Source organism: Shewanella saliphila (genome assembly GCF_014648295.1).
GTDB lineage: Bacteria > Pseudomonadota > Gammaproteobacteria > Enterobacterales > Shewanellaceae > Shewanella > Shewanella saliphila.
On sequence record NZ_BMQV01000023.1, the window covers coordinates 22,751 to 41,577 of the forward strand.

Consider the following 18,827-nt stretch of genomic DNA (forward strand, 5'->3'; position numbering starts at 1 on the left):
CGCTTTTAAAGGTTCATAATTATTGACTTTTTTCAACTTCAGGAATAAAGTCAATCTTAGTTAGCAATTGCAGAATTTGATGGTGTAAAACCCTGCAACTAAATGAATTTAAACGACTATTTTAACCATTTAATTCGAGAGTCTGGGTTCAAATCCCTATCCCTCCGCCACATTCAAATAAAAAGGCCCGCTATTTATAGCGGGCCTTTTTATTGGGCGAAAGATAGAGATTTAAACCCCGGGTTCCTCTTTATTACAAGCAAGCTATCCCTCCGCAAGATTTAAAAGCAAATGCCAAATCGACAAACCTAAGGTATTTTGATTTGGGCGAAAGATAGAGATTTAAACTCTGGGTTCCTCTTTATTACAAGCAAGCTATCCCTCTTCAAGGTTCAAGACTAAGTACCCAAAAATATCATTAGGCATTGCTGATTAATTATGGGTGTCATGGTTGATTTTCACAGCAATGAAAGGCGAGCAACCACCTGAGTTATTAACGTTTGTGGGTAATGAGCGACTTAATATGCCTAACGGGCTCATGTTCAGCGTGAAAGACTACATAGTATTGGTTGAAGATACCGGTCGGATTATTCGAGATGATAAGCGTGGCTCCATTAGCTCAAGTAGTCAGGACATATTGAATAGACTCAACATCCCTGCAGAGAATTGGCTTAAAATCACCACTGAATTTGGTGCTTTATTTAAAGGTGCAGTAGGAGCACTACCTGCCTTAACCGAATACTGTGAGCATTTGGACCGAAAACGACGACAAGGCGCTGCAAATTGTCAGCGCTGGCTGTGCGCTTAAGTCATCATTCCCAATCAAATTACAATTCTTCTTATACTTGATTGATATCAAGATTTCCTGCTGTATTGAATTCTGCAAATGATGAATAAACCACTAATTTAACGATAATATTTTAGTTATATCGATCGGGATAGGTGAGTTGAGCACTTCTATCGTAACCCTCGCCAAAGCTATGAAAACGAGTTATGTTATTTGTTCAAGAAATGGGTGGCATCGTTTTTATATAGTAAGTGGTAATAGCGACATTATGGAGTTGGCAAAATTCGATATTAGTGCCACAAAACGAGCCGCGTTGTTGAAGTAGCATCTGCCACTGAGTAGTTGTTCTGTAAGTTTTCATCACCTGCTCCGAATTTATCATTGAGCAGGTATTTTTAGATAGTCAGATTAACGATGCGAGGTGTGGTTCGCTAGACGGTTACTTATTTTTTCTCATATTACCACTTGCGAATTTAAACATTGTGATAAGTTCATGGAGTGCATCAATAGTTGAGAATGTTCAGGCTATCACTTTGGTCATTAGTAGATGACGATTTACCGCAAAGTATTAATTGAAACAAAATGCAAACATAAGCTAACAAATAACTCTCAAAAAAATAACAAAGCATTTGAGTAAAAGCATTAATTAAGGTTATTGTATGTGCCAAATAGGGAGTCTTTAATCGTATTCGGACGACGTCAAGGAAGATGAGTATGTGATCTGCCAACAGGCTGACATCTTTTTTCTTTTTGTATTCCTCGAGAGTTTGACTGCTCGTATTGACTCGCTGTTAGCACTATCCCTATTTTTATTTTCAATAACGCCATTCTACATGGACTTTGTGATTGGGCGATCCCTTTCACTGTACCGCTTCATCATATTAAGGAAGAGATATGACAATGACAAAATGGATGCTGAGTTCTACATTAACCACAATACTATTATTAGGATGTGGTGGTGGAGGCAGCGGCGATGATGCAGGAACCGCCAATTCGGGTGATCCATCAAACAATCCAATCAATACACAACTTACGCTCAATACCGTTGTGACGAATAAATGTAATGTTCAATCGCCCAAAGCGGGTGTAGAAGTGCTTTTTCATAATGCACAAGGCGACGTGATTGCAGAGCATGTAACAGACTCAAATGGTCTGTTAACTACTGCATGGCCGAGTGATGCTAAACATATCACTACGGTTGCGCTGAATTATTTTACCCGCAATTATGGTTTTAAAACGTTGAGTATTGATACCATTATGGATACGAAAGGGGGAGATTTAGGTGTCATTCATTTCACTAATTTTAGCTATGCACCTGATTGTGGTTGCAAGGATGTCACATTTTTTGTTCAAAATTTGATTGAGTCCTCTCCTGATAGCTTACTTAATATCAACGGTGGACAGGGATATTTAACACCCTATACGGCAGATTACTCTCTTGAATGGTGTGATGTGCAAGGGCCCATAGATATTCAGTTAGTGGCAGCTGATCATCAATCGAGTCAAGCTGGACAGATTGACTTAACCAATCTGGATGAATACACCTTAAGTCTCGATGATTTTACTCATGAAGGAGTCATGGTTAACGATCCGATAAATAGCAGTGAAGATGATATACATGCTTATTCTTCAGGAGGCTGGGATAGCTATAACTACGGCAATGAGCCCATCTTTATTTATCCGACTATTGGAGGACATTATTACGTGTCATCTAATATAACTAAACAAATTAATGTTTACGACACGGTGTGTTATTCTGCCAATTCGGCCATTCGTAAGCTGGATCAACAAGGTAATGCTTCAAGCGAAATGGTATTGAATGTTAATAACGCGTTTTCTAAAGAGGCATATTCATTATATGAAACAATACGCAGCCAACAAGCCCCTTATCAATATGATTTTTCTAATGCCAGTGATGACACTGCTTTTAGTGAAATAGTCCTCGGTGGGAGAAACGGTGATGGTGGTGTAGTGTGGCGGTTGCATGGTGGGATCAGGGGAACCATACCTAACTTCAGTTTCCCCCCCTCGCTGGACGCGAGAATTAACGTATTAGTTGATCCGTATATCCAATTTTTGGCGACAAGTTATGGTGATAAAAAAACGTTGGATGAATGGCGAAGGTTAGCGGTTGAACAAAGTCGAATGGCTGATCCTGATCTCAGTCCGTTATCAAAAGGAAGTGATGTAATGAATTTAGGCTTCTATAATGTTGAATATACTTATTAACGTCACAGTGCCTAAGCATTAACCCATTTATCGTGGTGTGGGCATTATCATTGTGCCCTGCGCGAGGGGAGTGATGTCATCGTGGGTGATCTGTCGCTCTCAGCCAAACCAGATTTTGATATTCCCTCTACTTGATGGTCAGTCGCAGCAAAAAGGCTATTGCTGTGACTGACCGTGAGTATTTTTCTGCGAAGCCACATCAAAAACATGGCCACCCACCCCAATTGGTTAGTGCGCTTAAGTCATCATTCCCAATCAAATTACAATTCTTCTTATACTTGATTGATATCAAGATTTCCTGCTGTATTGAATTCTGAAAATGATGAATAAACCACTAATTTAACGATAATATTTTAGTTAAAGGAATGGGTGGCATCTTTTTTGTCTTAGCACTTATTTAACGCTAATGATTTAGCCATATCGATAAAAAATGATGAGTTGATCACATCGACCGTAACCCTCGCCAAGGCCATGAAAACGAGTTATGTTATTTGTTAAAGGAATGGGTGGCATCTTTTTTGTCTGTTGGTTTACTCAAACCGAAAATCAACCCCGCTCAGACAGTGTTCACTTCAATGGAGTGATAGTCACATCGCTGGCGATTGTCATTATTTTCTGAATGAGTCACATTTTGCGCTAAACCATTAAGTCATGCGCCTTGTTTAAGCCCTTTTACACTTTCGTTGAGTCATCACTTATTAACGCGGATTGGTATTGTATAAAACCTAATACCAAGTGTTGTGGCAAATTAGGCGATCTTTTTCATAAAGATTGACTCAGACCCTGTTACAAGATCAATGTATCTGTTTTCTATATGAGTAGGACTTCTAATAACGTATACTCCTCGCGTATCTGTTGAGCCAACTATCTACACGACAAGGGTTTGCCCTTTAAAGTAAATAAAACCGCTGCATACATCATGATATATACCCCGTTGTATTTTATTATCCATAATCAGTAACAATCAAAAAAATGGAGTGGGTCTTATTATTCGTTATTCGAATAGGTAAACCTGTTAATTATGAAATTTAAGTCAAAAAAATACAGTATAGAATCAACTGATTATCAGGTTGGTCAAGACAATATTTTCAAGTGGGGCATGGATGTCCACAACACCGTTTTTAGTGTTTCCGTCGGTTTATCTATTTTATTTATTATGGCTCTGCTGGTATTTTCCCCCGCTGATGCCAAAGCTGCCATTGATTCAGTGAAGGGCGCTGCTTTATCTCACTTTGACTTCGTGTTCATGTGGACTGCGAACATTATGCTCATTTTTGCCATTGGGATTGCTTTTTCTCCATTAGGCAAAATCCGCTTGGGCGGTGATAACGCCACAACGGATTACTCGACAATATCTTGGGTATCCATGCTATTTGCCGCAGGTATGGGCATTGGCCTTATTTTCTGGGGCGTGGCAGAGCCAACAGCGTTCTACACAGATTGGTTTGGCACCCCGCTCGACGTAGCACCATTTACACCTGAAGGCCGTGAATTAGCGCTTGGCGCTTCTGTGTTCCACTGGGGTTTTCATGCTTGGGCTATCTACGGCATGACCGCGCTGTCATTGGCATATTTTGTGTATAACAAGGGCTTACCGCTTTCAATGCGTTCGGTTTTCTATCCTATATTAGGTGATAAAGTCTGGGGCAAAACCGGTGATGTCATCGACATTATGGCTGTACTGGTTATTTTGTTTGGGCTTGCAACATCACTGGGTTTAGGTGGTTCTCAAGCGGCCAGTGGAATAAGCCATGTGTTTGGTTTTGAAAATAGTATTTATCTGCAGCTGACGATTATTCTGGTCATTATGGGGCTTGCTATTCTCTCAGTGGTACGTGGCATGGATGGCGGGGTTAAATTGTTGAGTAACATCAACATGATTATTGCCTTTATATTCCTTGGTTTTATCAGCATTCTTAATTTCACGACTGTGCTTGATTCATTGGTAACCGGTGTTGTCGGTTACGTCAAAAACATCATACCACTGAGCCAGAACTCAGGCCGTGAAGACACTACCTGGTTACACGGTTGGACAGTATTCTACTGGGCCTGGTGGATAGCGTATGCGCCATTCTTTGGTATGTTTGTTGCGCGAATTTCGCGTGGCCGTACCGTACGCGAGTTTTTGGCATGTGTGTTGATTATCCCTACTTTAGTGACGACTGCTTGGATGTCATTTTTTGGCGGCATTGCGATTCAACAAATCATTGATAAGGTTGGCCAGCTAGGTGTAGAGCAAGGCATTACTGACGTTTCTTTGAGTTTGTTCTATATGCTTGATGCATATCCAATGGGTGATATTTTGTCCATTATTGCGGTTATATTGATTATCGTGTTCTTTGTGACAACCTTAGATTCAGGCTCCATCGTGGTCGATAGCATGACCGCTGGCGGTAAGCTGGAGTTACCGATGAAGCAAAAGATAGTGTGGGCGGTTATCTCTGCGGTAATCGCGATGGTGATGTTGTGGATTGGCGGCACTGACTCTATTAAAGCACTTCAGTCGGTGACTATTATCGCAGCACTTCCGTTTGCTATTATTTTAATACTTGCTTGTATTAGTTTAGTGCTCGGCATGTTTACTGAGGTAAAAAAGCCGCAGTTAAGTCGTAAGCAATCAACTTAACGACTCAACTGTGAAAGGGGGCTTATCAAGTACATCATTGATAAGCCCCTTTTTTATGCTTGTATGTAGCTCTCTATTTCAATAATGTGGTAATAAGGATTGGTATTCACCATACAAAACTAGGTTTTCTATGTTTACGATACTGACATTTTTTACAGTGTTAATGTTATTGGCAACTTTAGTGCCTCTTTCGCGGCATCCGCACTGGATTGTCAGGAGTATGGATTTTCCCCGATTACAATTGTCGATATTAGCCACTATGCTATTGATTGCCGATGTTGTTTTTCTCGATATTCACCTACTAAGTACGCAGCTATTAGCGGTGACCACCACCTTGTGTTTAATTTGGCAGTTTAGCTGGATATTCCCTTATACTTTTTTATTTCCCAAAGAGGTTAAAACGTCCACTGAATTTGATGCCGATAAACAACTCAGTATTATCACCGCTAATGTGCTTACTCCCAATCGTAATGCCGACGCATTGATCCAATTAGTCAACGAGCATAAGCCCGACGTGCTGGTCACACTTGAGTCAGACCAATGGTGGCAAGACAAGCTTAAGGTATTAGAAACCGACATGCCTTACAGCATTAAATGTCCTCTTGATAATCTCTATGGTATGCACGTTTATTCTCGATTGCCTTTATGCGAACAACAAATATGTTATTTGGTTGAGAAGGATGTGCCATCAATACATGCCACATTAACCTTACGCACCACAGACAAGGTTCGGATGCATTTTCTTCACCCCGCACCGCCAAGCCCAACCGAAAATGTTGAGTCAGCAGAGCGAGATGCTGAATTAATCATAGTGGCTCGAAGTGTTGCAGACAGTGACCAGCCGATGATTGTTACCGGCGATCTTAATGATGTCGCCTGGTCTGCTACGACTCGACTTTTTCGAAAGATGAGTGGACTGCTTGATCCGCGTGTCGGCCGTGGAGCATTTAACACTTTTCATGCTGGTTACTCATTTATGCGCTGGCCATTAGATCACTTATTTCACAGCCAGCATTTTACCTTGCAACACATTCAGCGTTTACCTGCGATTGGTTCGGATCATTTTCCTTTATTGACTAGACTGTCGTTTACTCCGTCGCAAAGTACTCAACAACAAGGTATTGACGCGGGTGTGTCTGAGCATGAGTGGGCCAAAGAGATTGCAGCGGAGCAAAAAGTGAACAAACATGATGTGCCAAAACCTGGTGAGACACAATAAGCATCGATAGTGACATTGATGAACCAATATTCCTGAAATTGTTTTTGTAAGCGGTTATTTTTAATTAATTAATGCTTATTAATTAAACAAAGCATACTGTAGTAGAGTTGATCAAGATCAAGCATATCGCGTCTCTGTGAGCCTAAACTCATTAGTATTAACCCTCCATTGCAAACCTGTTTTTGTTAGGGGATAAAATGAATTTTAAAGACTATTACACGGTGTTGGGCATCGATCCGCAAGCGGATGTTAAAGCGGTAAAAGCTGCTTATAAAAAGCTGGCGGTAAAATATCACCCTGATGTCAGTAAGCATGATGATGCCGAGGCAAAATTTAAAGAAATTGGTGAAGCTTATGCAATATTGAGTAATGCTAAAAAGCGTGCTGAATATGATGAAGTACGTCATCATCATCTCAATAGGTCACAACACAACTACACAGGTCAAGCTGGCGCCAGTGCTGGTCAACATTGGGGACAACAGGAAAGCGACCCTCAGAGCGATCAAGAATTTGCAGATTTCTTTAATTCAATTTTTGGGGCTCGTCATTCAGGGTTTGACTCTCGTCATTCAGGGTTTGACCCTAACCAACAACATCATGGTCGTCAATCTCACCACGCTAAAGGCCAGGATATCGAAATGGATTTTCCGATGTTTCTTGAAGAAACATTGACCGATACCCTTAAGCCTGTCTCGTTTACCCTGCAACAACGCGATGCTCATGGTCATGTTGTTGAACATCCTAAATCCTTAAAAGTGAACATTCCTGCCGGTGTGAGTAATGGTGAACGTATTCGCCTAAAAGGCCAAGGTGGACCTGGGCAAACCAAAGCCGATAATGGCGATTTGTATTTAAAAATTCGTTATGCGCCGCATCCTTTATTTGATGTTGATGGCCGAAACTTGACTATTGTGGTGCCAGTGGCGCCCTGGGAAGCGGTATTAGGTACCAAGGTTAAACTGCCTACCTTAACCGGGCCTATTCAATTGAGTATCCCTGCGAATAGTCAATCTGGGCAGCGATTACGCATAAAAGGTAAAGGGCTATTGGGTAAAAAAGAACAGGGCGACTTATTTGCGGTGCTTAAAATCGTGGTGCCGACAGTATCAGACGTGACAAGTAACCATTTGTGGACTGAATTAGCTGAAAAAAATACATTCGACCCTCGTGCCAGTTGGAGTAAATAGCGATGCTGCAGATTAATATAAGTGAACAGGATTGTTGGTTGAGTAGCGACGAACTGTGTGAGTGCAGCGACATTAGCTCGGCATTATTACTTGAGCTTGTCGAGCACAGCATTGCGATTCCGCTGCAGGGCGAGGTAATAGAACAATGGCAATTTAGTGTTGAAAATTTACATCAAGTTAAAAAAGCCACGCGCATTCAACGTGATTTGGCGCTCGACTGGAATGGTATTAGTTTAATTTTACAATTACTCGATGAAAGAGACCAACTCGAGCATGAAGTGCATAGGTTAAAACAGCAATTAAGTCGATTTAAAGCATAGATGCCTCAATCGTTACAGTAAGCCATTACAATCTTGATCCTGAAGATTGTCGATGGCTCTTGGTATAAGCCTTGGTTCTATGATGACGAGGCAGCAATCCATTACCTCGATTAACACGTTTTTAACTCATACAAAATTCAACAGCAAAGATTAATAGGTCACCAATGAATTGTGACTTATTATTTTAATAAATCAGCTGTTTAAATAAGTATGAACCTTAAATAAGCCTGAAATTATCAGTTATTTTTGCTAAAATCCCACTAGGAAATTATATCGGCCTTCACTTTATGAGTGTCAGGTCGCTCTAAAAAGAGGTTTTATGAAGATGAATAAGGACAAGTACAGTATAGATAATACCGATTATACTGTCGGGCAAGATAACATCCAAAAATGGGGTTTTGATATACACAACGCCGTCTTTGGGATTAGTGCAGGTTTAATCCTTGCTTTTTTAATTGCTATATTAGTCATTGATCCGGCTATATCAAAAGAGTTTTTAGACGGTTTAAAATGGCAAATTATCGGTGCCTTTGACAGTCTCTTTATGTGGTCGGCAAATATATTTGTGGTTTTTTGCTTGGCATTAATCGTTTCTCCTTTCGGTAAAATCCGTTTAGGCGGAGATGGTGCCAAAGCTGATTATTCAAGACTTTCTTGGATTGCGATGTTGTTTGCTGCAGGCATGGGAATTGGCTTGATGTTTTGGGGGGTTGCAGAACCTTTAGCCTATTACACTGGTTGGTATGAAACTCCATTGAATGTGGCTGCTAATACGCCAGAGGCTGCAGAACTAGCACTGGGTGCAACAATGTTCCACTGGGGATTACACCCTTGGTCAATTTATGGTGTGGTTGCTTTGTCTATGGCTTTCTTTGCTTTTAACAAAGGTTTGCCACTTTCAATTCGTTCAGCATTTTATCCAATTTTGGGTGACCGTACATGGGGCTGGCCTGGACATATCATTGATATTTTCGCCGTATTAGCCACATTATTTGGTCTTGCAACGTCATTAGGTTTAGGTGCTCAACAAGCTGCATCTGGATTCCATCATGTGTTTGGTATTGAGGCTGGCTTAACCTTACAAATCACTATTATTGTAGTTGTGACACTATTAGCGGTTATCTCGGTAGTTCGAGGCCTTGAAGGCGGCGTCAAAGTCATCAGTAATGTCAATATGTTACTTGCTGTTGCTTTGCTCATCTTTGTGGCACTGGTGACATTAGCCGTTTCTATGGGAACAATTCCGACAACGGTAATGGGTTATATTAAGAATATTATTCCATTGAGTAACCCAGTGGGTCGTGAAGATGAAACCTGGATGCATGGTTGGACTGTGTTCTATTGGGCTTGGTGGATTTCATGGTCACCATTTGTCGGTATGTTTATTGCGCGTATTTCTCGTGGTCGTACAGTGCGTGAGTTCCTTGCGACTGTATTAATCGTGCCAACGGTAGTGACTATTTTATGGATGTCAGTGTTTGGTGGTGTTGCCATTGACCAGGTTATCAATAATATAGGTACGTTGGGGAGTAAGGGCTTAACTGAAGTGCCGCTTGCTATGTTCCAGTTGTTTGATTCGTTGCCATTAGGTAATTTGCTGTCAATATTGGCTGTGATATTGGTACTGGTTTTCTTTATTACTTCTTCGGATTCAGGCTCACTCGTTATCGACAGCATTACCGCGGGTGGCAAAATTGATGCTCCAGTTCCTCAACGTATCTTTTGGGCCATTATCGAAGGTGCAATTGCTGCAGTTTTATTGTGGGTTGGTGGTACTCAAGCGATTGAGGCACTACAAGCGGGTGCCATTTCGACAGGATTACCGTTCACCATTATTTTATTGCTGATGTGTGTGAGTTTGTTGATGGGTATGCGTACCGAAAAACATAACAAAAACTAGTTTTTGACTTGCATCAAAAAAGCCGATGATAAATTCATCGGCTTTTTTATATCTTTTTGATTTATACCATTTCCATTAATTATGTGACCAATCAGAGTCACTCAGATTGTTCAGTTTGAGGCGCATTGTTGAAATAATGGTTATTCCCTTCTAAGACAATGCAACAAAGAAATGGACAGTCTGAGTGCCTCCTACAAGGCGGGTTTCTGTGCCTTCTATGCTGCTTAATAGCATTTTGACGTATGACTGCATGGATGCAGAAGGTAGAGCAACGCAGGAGCAGTTGCCGAGAGCAACTATGCCTACAATTCTATTACTTGCCTAGAAGGCACAGAACTCCCGCTGAATGACCAGATAATTAGTGGAATTGGTATTAGATTAGTGGTGTTATACCCATAAGTTTTTAATCGCAGTGTCGGGACTAAAGTGATACTTAATTTGTGCCTGCAGTAATTCTGCAGTGGCAATCGCATCAGTTAATGCATCGTGTGGCGCGTAAGCTGGCAAGTTATAACGTTCACGACTGTTCGCTAACCGGATTGAATGTGGACGCTTTGGTTTAAAGAAATTCAATAAACTCTGAGATTTCGCCCGATGCAAATTAGCTTCAATTTGCATGGTATCGATTACCGGAAAAACAATTCCTTCATTGATTAATAAGCGTAACGTGTGATTAAGAAAATCACGTTCAATATGCCGATAATGTACCACGACCACTTTGCCTGCCAGTTGATCTAAAAGCTGCTCTAAAATTAATAATATATCCGGTGCATCTTGTAAATCTGAGTGAGTGATACCGTGAATAATAATTGAGTTTTCTTGCAGCTTGTCTTGTGGGTTGAGGTACCACTTTTTTGCTTTACGGCAAAAAATACGCTGTAACGTAAAGGGCACTAAACCAATGCTAATGATGCTATTTTGCTCTGAGTCTAAGCCGGTAGTTTCAAAGTCTAGCGCCACAAAGTCAATTTCACTTAATGGTGTTTCATTGTGATAGGTGCCAGCATGGTAAAAATCAAACAAGCGTCGATCTTTACTGTTTTGCATTTTTAATTCGAGAAACGCTTGCCAGTTTAAAATCTCCGATTTGCTGAAATGAGTCATGAGTTAGCCTTTAACGTTTGTTAGAACTGTAGCGATATTTCAAAAAGTTCTGCGCATTACTTAACACTAAAAATGCATCTTTAAGATTACGGCGTTCAAAATCAGACATATTTTCTGGTTCAATATTGTTATCAGGTTCAATCCCAGATTCAATATCGGATGATTGGTGACGCAGGCGTACCAACGAGATAAGCTCCATTGCGTGTTGTAAATCTTCACCTTTTGAGGTGGGCAAAATGCCCGCGTCGATAATATCTTCTAAGCGTTCAAATGAGTTTTGCGATTGTGAGCCGATAGCTAGGGCATGTACTCGGATCAAGTCGGCTAATGGCGCCGTGCCACGACGTTTTAAATTGATGGAGTTGTTATGACGACCATCTTTTTCCATTACAAAATCTTTAAAAAATCCTAGCGGTGGGGTGCGGTTAAGTGCGTTGTGCGCCAGACAAGCTAAAAAGCGGTTGTTTTTCTTGGCTTTGTTCAAGATAAATGCATTTAATTGTTCAGCCCATTTAACCCGACCATAAACCCCGGTTAGATCGAAAAATATAGAGCAATTTAACAAGGCTTGCGGGTTTGGTTTTTCTATCCAATCACCAAAACATGCTTCCCATTCTGAGCGAGTTTTACGGTACTCGGGATTACTGGCCATAATATCGCCAGTACAATAACTGTAACCGCAAGCGGCTAAACCATCACACACAAAGTCGGCTAACTTTGCAAAATACTCACCGTGCACTGCGGCTTTATAGCTATTGTCCAGAATAATGGCATTGTCTTGATCGGTTACCATCAATTGTTCATCACGCGCCATTGAGCCCAGCGCTAAAAAGCAATAAGGAACCGGTGGCGGGCCAAATTTTTCTTCTGCAAGTTCTAATAAACGCTGCTTAAAGTTACGGCCGATTTCAGACATTGCCCGCCCGACCATATGTGAGTTGGCATCTTCATTCACCATGCGCACAAAGCAACTTTTTAACTGCGAAGAGAGCAACACTAAATCTTCGCTGCTTTTCTGCTGAAAGATACTACTGACAAATAACAAACTATTTTGCGACTCGTAGCGGATAATATCGGCTACTTCAATCAGGCCTATGGGGATTTTATTTTTAAGAATAGGCAGATGATCAATTTTATTACGGAGCATCAGTAGCATAGCTTCAAAGATGTATGCGTTATGATCCAGTGAAATTAACTCGGTCGACATAACTTGTGAAATAGGACTATCTACATTAACCCCCGCAGCAATAACCTTAGCGCATAGATCATGTTCGGTAATAATCCCCACAAAACTACTGTCTTGTTGATCTTCTATATCTGGGTCATTAATTAATACCGCCGAAATATTCTCTTCAGTCATTATCTGGGCAACGGCTTGTATCGTACTATTACAAGGTAGAACAACAGGCTCTCTAGTCAACAACGTTTTCACTTTAGAGGTGGTAAGGGCATTGGCATCAACGGTTTTGCCCTTTACTGCTTGCTTTAAGCGAGTGGTATCCTCAGCCTCAACAAAATCTGCAAAATCATCATAGTTTTCGCATAAGTCATTGAACACCGATTCTGGAATACAGTATACGAGGGTATCTTTTACCGCTTTGGCCGGGAAACGCACTTTATTGTTGGTCAATAAGCCCATTTGGCCAAATAACTGCCCCTGATCAAGACGATTATAGAGCTCACCTTTACGACGGTATAACTCTACGACGCCACTGCGGATCATATACAGTTCGGTGATCCTGTCATTAAAGTTAACAATCATACTATCGGTACGGTAGTAAGAAATCTCAACACTTTTGGCAACGTCAATTAAGACTTGTTCTGGAAGCTGGTCAAAGGGAGCGTACTGAGCAATAAAGCTCTGAATTTCGAGTACTTCGGCTGTCATGAATAGACCTGTTAATGTGTGATGACTGAAACTTTGTTTATAGCGATGTCGATATTATACGAGTAAATAACGCAACATGGGGATTTATCGTGCTATTGAATATTTTGCAGTAAAACAGCTTTCAATATCGATGCTTTAGTGACCTTTATTGCTAACAGATTACCTATGATGGCCAGACTAAAACAAACTATCGTTAGCTTGAAGGATACGCCTTACTATTACTGTGCTAGGTTGCCGCTTTTGATAAAATCATTGTTCATTTATTGTTCGCTATTCACTGCATTGTTGAGGTGCGTCAAGGTTTTATGGAAATATTTGACTTAGATTTATTAGGTGAGCGTTATTTTATTTAACGGTTAGTTAGCTGATGAGTTCAGTGCTAACACAACATGAGACAATCTTATGACAAACTTTCCTGAACGTTATAAAGAACTCAGTACCTGGATGGATAAACTCGGGGTGGCTATTCCTCAGACCATGAAAGGGTTTTCTGAACTGCATAAGGCATCTATTGCTCCTGGAGCATTGGACAGTAAAACCAAAGAGCTTTTAGCCCTTGGTATAGCGATCACGGTTAGATGCGAAGGGTGTATTGCCTTTCATGTACATGACGCTTTGCAGGCAGGTGCTAGTAAAGAAGAAATTGCTGAAACCGTGTCAGTAGCCATACTGATGGGGGGGGGCCCCGCTATGGTTTATGGTATTGAAGCCATGCAAGCCGTAAGTCAATATCAACAGCAGGGGTGATAACCTAACCTAATACTCAGAATCCAACAACACAGTAAAAACTGAATTAACCATAGTTGATTAACGAGTCGATTCTTGTGTGGATTTTCCGAGCAGTGTTAAATTGTGTAGGAGAATAGTGATGGGTACAGTCAAAAGTGAAACAAGTCATCATCAACCTCTCGAAGATGCCATCAAAGATGCGGTTGAGGCTGATAATAATATTAGAGAAGAGGTTCGTCGTATTACCCTTAACGTATTGAGTGACGGTAAGTTAAATATTGATGAGATTACTCAAGTGACTCACCGCGTGGTCAAAGGTGCCGGTTTAGGGGCTGTTATTCATGGGCCAGATGGGCGAAACAAGTTGGCAAATGCTGTTGCGGGTCTTGATGATGCATTATGCTCTGCCGCAGAAGCATCCAAATTAGCCATTGAAGAAGCAAGTTCCCACGTCAAAACATTCAGTAAACAAGATTTGCAGCACGCTATAAAAGACCTTAATGACCTTGAAAGTATGTATTTAGAGACGTTAAAAGACGTGGCTAAAGAGACAAGTGAGACAGTGTCGGAAACCCTCAATGATTTAGTTCGTCATGGTCGTTTAACCGGCACAGGCATTGGCCAAAAAGCAACAGAAACGGCTAAACTGTTAAATGATCAACTCAGTGAACGATTAAGCGAAACGGTTTCAGCCGGCGTTGATTCTGCATCGAAAGTCACCAGTAACCTTGCATATGCGGCGGCAGGCTTTCTTGAGGCGATTGCACAAACCTTGGATAAAAAAATAACCTCTACCTCTTCAGAAAACGAACATAAATAGATAGGTGAGCCATGCTGTGGGAGACGTTAAGTACTGCACGAGATATTGGCCGACTGAATGAACTCGCTTCGGTCTTGATCCGTTATGGCTTCGGTGATGTGCTGCGCAGACTGGGTTTGGCGAATATCGTTAACGATGCCGGTAAAGCATTGAATTGGAAGCATGCTCCAGATATCACCAATCTAGAATCCCCCGTTAGGTTTTGTCATGCATTGACCGAAATGGGGCCCACTTTTATTAAGCTCGGCCAGATCCTTGCGACACGTTCAGATTTGTTTTCTTCTGAATGGACAACTGAGTTTAAAAAGTTACAAAATCAAGTACCTTCGGTGCCATTTGATTTAATCATTGAACAATTACAACACGATTTAGGTTGTAGCCCACACGACGCTTTTGCCGAGTTTGATCCAACCCCTTTTGCCGCAGCATCTATTGCCCAAGTTCATCGAGCTCGATTACAAGATGGTACTGAGGTGATTGTTAAGGTGCGTAGACCGGGCATTCAAGCGTCAATGGAAGCTGATTTGCGATTACTTGCGCGTATTGCTGAGTTAATGGAGTCTGAGTCAACCGCGTTACGCCGTTTTAAACCGCGTGAAGTCGTTCGTCAATTTACCCATTCTTTGCGGCGGGAATTGGATTTATTAGCCGAGTGTCGCAACGCTGAAAGAATCGCCAAAAATTTTGAAGGTGATCCTAATATTGTTATCCCTAAAATTTATTGGCAGTGGTGCAGTGAACGTGTCAATGTTCAACAATTTATTGATGGTATTCCTGGCCAAGATATTACAGCAGTGGAGAAGGCGGGTTTAGACAGAAAACAACTAGCCCATTATGGAGGACAAGCGGCATTAAAAATGATTTTAATTGATGGTTTTTATCATGCTGATCCTCACCAAGGTAATATTTTTTATTTGCCAGAAAATCACATTGCTTTTATTGATTTTGGTTTGGTGGGACGCTTATCTTTTGAGCGCCGTCATCAAGTAGTCACACTGTTACATAGTATGGTTGAGCTAGATGCTCCTCGAGTTGTGGATGTGTTACTCGATTGGGCTGGCGACCCTCCGTTAAATTGTCAACATTTGAGTTTTGAAGTTGAAGAGTTTATTGATAAATATCACGGTGTGTCATTAAAAAGCGTCCATTTAGGCATGATGCTCACTGAGCTGATGTCACTGCTCAGAGAGCATGGACTGAGCTTACCTCCTGATATCATTATTTTGATTAAAGCCTTGATAATACTTGAAAGTGTTGCGCAGCAGTTAGACCCTGAGTTTAATATGGTGTCTGAAGCAAAGCCTTTATTACATCAGCTTATGTTAGACCGGACCGCCCCCGATGCCATCGCCAAAAGAGGTTGGCAAGCCATTGTCGACGCCACAGAATTGTTAACTGGATTACCGCAAGATTTACAACAATTGTTACGTTCAGCACGTAGAGGAAGATTCCAGTTCCATGTTGATATCACACGGTTAAAAACCTTTGGAAATCAACTTGACCGAGCCGCTAGCAGGGTGGCTATTGGTAATGTGGTTGCGGCGATGATAATTGGATCCTCTATCGTCATGACAGTTGACGGCGGTCCAACATTATTTGGTTTACCATTATTTGGCATATTGGGGTTTATAAGTGCGCTAGTGGGGGGAATATGGTTATTGTTCTCTATCTGGTCCAGTGGACGGTGGAAATAAATTGATTTTAATCGTCAGCACCCTCGCAAACGATAACAATAGATAAAGATGTCCTGCCAAATTACTTCCAATCGTGTAAGCCGACAATCCAGCAATCTGACAATCCCAACAATCCCAACAATCCCAACAATCCCAACAATCCCAACAATCCCGTCATTCCGCGAACCGACAATACAGCCGTAGACATTGATAAACCATTGCACATAAACAACAGTAAATCACTGGGAGTAAAAAGACTAAAAATCAATAAATAACTAAAATATGATTAAAAATTAGAAATTTACAGAAATAGTGTCAAATATAGTCTATATAGTTAGCAGTTCTTTAAATGGAGAGTAAAGATGAACCTTAAAAGTCGCGGGAAGCTACTGCTATTAACAATGTTACCACTATTCCTTATTACCTTACTTGTTACTATCACTTTTTATTTGAATCTCACTTCGGATCTTGAAGGTCAAGCAATTGATTATAAAAAGGAATTGGTTGCAAGAAATCAAGCCTTCCTGAAAGCCAATTTGCGTTTGGGCCGTACCGCCATTAAAGCTCTTTATGACGCCGATGTGAATGGTAATAATAAACAACAGGCTAAGATCATCCTTAAAAATATGCGCTTTGCCGATGATGGCTATTTCTTTGCTTATGATTCCACAGGGCTCAATACTCTGCACGCCATAAAACCTGAGTTAGAAGGTAAAAACTTATACGGTCTAAAAGATGAAAATGGGGTGCCAGTCATTGCCGGATTAATTGACGCGGCAACCAAGGGCGATGGATTCCTCAATTTTTCATGGAATAAACCCTCCATTAATGCCCTGGCACCAAAACTGGGATATGCCGAGTACTTAGATAAATGGGATTGGGTATTGGGCACGGGCATTTATGTTGATGACGTTGATAAGCAAGTTGCTCAATACATCGAACAGCGGCAAACCTTGTTAGAGAAAGATTTGAGTTTTGCTATTATGGTTGCCATTTTGGGGTTAGTTATTACCGCTGTGATTGTGATTATTGTGGTTAATCGCTCTCTTACCCCGTTAAATACAATGCTAGATAAACTCAATGAAATTGCCCATGGTAATGGTGACTTAACCGGTCGCCTGCAAACTCAAGGTAAAGATGAACTTGCTGAACTAGGTGATGCATTCAATCAGTTTATGGATACGTTACAACCCATAATAGACAAAGTAAAAAACAGCTCGGTTGCAGTACAACAAGCGGCAAAAAGCCTAGATTCACAAACCAGTAACTCTGTGAAAACCATGCATATGCATAGCCAGGAAACAGAAAAGGTGGTGTCGGCGATTACTGAGATGTCTGCAACCGCGAAGGAAGTTGCCAATAATACCAATACGACGTCAGTTGCCATTAGCGCCGCTAATAATGAGATAAGTAGTGCTCAACAAGAAGTGTTTAAAGCGATTGAAAGTATTAATCAGCTTGTTTCAGAGGTGAATACCACCTCTGATGCGATAAAATCATTAAGTGACCAAACAGATCGCATTACCAGTGTGACTGATGTTATTGGTAGTATTGCAGAACAAACTAATCTTTTGGCACTGAACGCTGCAATTGAAGCGGCTAGAGCGGGCGAACAAGGGCGAGGCTTTGCGGTTGTTGCAGATGAAGTTCGTACGCTTGCAAGCAGAACCCAAACCAGTACCCAAGAAATTAATGAGATGCTGATTAATTTGCAAGTGGGTGTTAAAGACGCCGTGACCACAATGTCTACTAGCCAACAACGCGGCGAACAAACAATCCAAGACTCATCTGTCATACAAACACGACTATCCGACATCCAAAAAGTGGTTGCTGACATTCATGATATGGGGATGCAAACTACAGCTGCAGCAGAAGAACAGAGTGTTGTGGCTGAAGATATCACGACTAACTTGACCCATATCCAAGAGATTGTGTTTGAATTGAATGATGACTTAGAGAAAGCTGCAACAATTAGCTCTTCATTGGCCAATTCAGGTAGTCAATTAAATGAGTTGGTTGGACATTTTAAAACATAATATTCATCAGTTTATTAAGCTCGTGCAAGTAAAAATGTAACCCCCCATATGATGAGTCATGATATGGGGGTACTGGAATGAGAACATGGCCATATATGGCTTGGTTTTGATAAGCTGTTATGTGCTTTAACAGTGATACCTTAAAGTTTGCAACAAACAAAATAGCTGTTAAGTTGTTAGTTGCTTCAATCAACTCTTGATGGTGGTTATTATGAAAATATGCAATAAAAAAAGTACAGCTATTAGTCTTATGTGGGCGGCGGCTATTTTATCGGCAGCTATTTTAGATGCCCCACAATTTTTAACATT

At 41.1% G+C, this 18,827-nt stretch carries 12 protein-coding genes and 1 pseudogene; 11 read left to right on the top strand and 2 right to left on the bottom strand.

The features are described from left to right. Nucleotides 1-454: 454 nt before the first annotated feature. From IEY48_RS11925 to IEY48_RS11955, 7 genes and pseudogenes are all read left to right on the top strand, one after another. Nucleotides 455-808, top strand: a pseudogene (locus IEY48_RS11925) (transposase); the annotation flags it as partial. An 873-nt stretch (nucleotides 809-1,681) separates the two neighbouring features. Then, nucleotides 1,682-3,016, top strand: coding sequence for a hypothetical protein (locus tag IEY48_RS11930; protein ID WP_188920586.1), 1,335 nt, complete (start codon nucleotides 1,682-1,684; stop codon nucleotides 3,014-3,016). Between the two features lie 1,021 nt (nucleotides 3,017-4,037). Continuing rightward, entirely contained in the window at nucleotides 4,038-5,642 is a 1,605-nt protein-coding gene (locus IEY48_RS11935; RefSeq protein ID WP_188920588.1) for a BCCT family transporter, read from the top strand. Nucleotides 5,643-5,862: 220 nt separating this feature from the next. Then, the gene (locus IEY48_RS11940; RefSeq protein WP_229786421.1) at nucleotides 5,863-6,861 is read left to right on the top strand and encodes an endonuclease/exonuclease/phosphatase family protein; all 999 of its coding nucleotides are present in this window, start codon (nucleotides 5,863-5,865) and stop codon (nucleotides 6,859-6,861) included. 197 nt (nucleotides 6,862-7,058) lie between these two features. Next, nucleotides 7,059-8,048, top strand: coding sequence for a DnaJ C-terminal domain-containing protein (locus IEY48_RS11945; protein WP_188920592.1), 990 nt, complete (start codon nucleotides 7,059-7,061; stop codon nucleotides 8,046-8,048). 38 nt (nucleotides 8,049-8,086) lie between these two features. Further along, nucleotides 8,087-8,368, top strand: a complete 282-nt coding sequence (locus IEY48_RS11950; protein WP_229786422.1) for a chaperone modulator CbpM — start codon at nucleotides 8,087-8,089, stop codon at nucleotides 8,366-8,368. Nucleotides 8,369-8,687: 319 nt separating this feature from the next. Beyond that, nucleotides 8,688-10,268 (top strand): BCCT family transporter, encoded by a 1,581-nt coding sequence (locus IEY48_RS11955; RefSeq protein ID WP_188920595.1) that lies wholly within the window; start codon nucleotides 8,688-8,690, stop codon nucleotides 10,266-10,268. Between the two features lie 387 nt (nucleotides 10,269-10,655). Here IEY48_RS11955 and IEY48_RS11960 read toward each other — a convergent pair whose 3' ends face one another. Next, nucleotides 10,656-11,372 carry a 3'-5' exonuclease gene (locus tag IEY48_RS11960; protein WP_188920598.1) on the bottom strand — a complete coding sequence of 239 codons (717 nt, stop codon included), beginning with the start codon at nucleotides 11,370-11,372 and terminating at the stop codon, nucleotides 10,656-10,658. Nucleotides 11,373-11,382: 10 nt separating this feature from the next. After that, nucleotides 11,383-13,260 (bottom strand): DUF294 nucleotidyltransferase-like domain-containing protein, encoded by a 1,878-nt coding sequence (locus tag IEY48_RS11965; RefSeq protein ID WP_188920600.1) that lies wholly within the window; start codon nucleotides 13,258-13,260, stop codon nucleotides 11,383-11,385. Between the two features lie 402 nt (nucleotides 13,261-13,662). On the opposite strand from IEY48_RS11965, the gene IEY48_RS11970 reads away from it, so the two are divergent. From IEY48_RS11970 to IEY48_RS11985, 4 genes are all read left to right on the top strand, one after another. Next, nucleotides 13,663-14,007: a carboxymuconolactone decarboxylase family protein gene (locus IEY48_RS11970; RefSeq protein ID WP_229786425.1), complete on the top strand. Its 345-nt coding sequence runs from the start codon at nucleotides 13,663-13,665 to the stop codon at nucleotides 14,005-14,007. A 121-nt stretch (nucleotides 14,008-14,128) separates the two neighbouring features. Then, entirely contained in the window at nucleotides 14,129-14,809 is a 681-nt protein-coding gene (locus IEY48_RS11975; protein ID WP_188920602.1) for a DUF6781 family protein, read from the top strand. Between the two features lie 11 nt (nucleotides 14,810-14,820). After that, the gene (locus tag IEY48_RS11980; RefSeq protein ID WP_188920604.1) at nucleotides 14,821-16,503 is read left to right on the top strand and encodes an ABC1 kinase family protein; all 1,683 of its coding nucleotides are present in this window, start codon (nucleotides 14,821-14,823) and stop codon (nucleotides 16,501-16,503) included. Between the two features lie 341 nt (nucleotides 16,504-16,844). Next, on the top strand, nucleotides 16,845-18,518 hold the full coding sequence (locus IEY48_RS11985; RefSeq protein WP_188920606.1) for a methyl-accepting chemotaxis protein: 1,674 nt from the start codon (nucleotides 16,845-16,847) through the stop codon (nucleotides 18,516-18,518). Nucleotides 18,519-18,827 lie beyond the last annotated feature (309 nt).

Excerpts from the sequence above, each read along its gene's own strand:
- IEY48_RS11965 (WP_188920600.1), bottom strand. The coding sequence starts at position 13,260 with ATGACAGCCGAAGTACTCGAAATTCAGAGCTTTATTGCTCAGTACGCT.
- IEY48_RS11945 (WP_188920592.1), top strand. The coding sequence starts at position 7,059 with ATGAATTTTAAAGACTATTACACGGTGTTGGGCATCGATCCGCAAGCG.
- IEY48_RS11960 (WP_188920598.1), bottom strand. The coding sequence starts at position 11,372 with ATGACTCATTTCAGCAAATCGGAGATTTTAAACTGGCAAGCGTTTCTC.
- IEY48_RS11970 (WP_229786425.1), top strand. The coding sequence starts at position 13,663 with ATGACAAACTTTCCTGAACGTTATAAAGAACTCAGTACCTGGATGGAT.
- IEY48_RS11975 (WP_188920602.1), top strand. The coding sequence starts at position 14,129 with ATGGGTACAGTCAAAAGTGAAACAAGTCATCATCAACCTCTCGAAGAT.
- IEY48_RS11985 (WP_188920606.1), top strand. The coding sequence starts at position 16,845 with ATGAACCTTAAAAGTCGCGGGAAGCTACTGCTATTAACAATGTTACCA.
- IEY48_RS11980 (WP_188920604.1), top strand. The coding sequence starts at position 14,821 with ATGCTGTGGGAGACGTTAAGTACTGCACGAGATATTGGCCGACTGAAT.
- IEY48_RS11935 (WP_188920588.1), top strand. The coding sequence starts at position 4,038 with ATGAAATTTAAGTCAAAAAAATACAGTATAGAATCAACTGATTATCAG.
- IEY48_RS11930 (WP_188920586.1), top strand. The coding sequence starts at position 1,682 with ATGACAATGACAAAATGGATGCTGAGTTCTACATTAACCACAATACTA.
- IEY48_RS11955 (WP_188920595.1), top strand. The coding sequence starts at position 8,688 with ATGAAGATGAATAAGGACAAGTACAGTATAGATAATACCGATTATACT.
- IEY48_RS11940 (WP_229786421.1), top strand. The coding sequence starts at position 5,863 with ATGGATTTTCCCCGATTACAATTGTCGATATTAGCCACTATGCTATTG.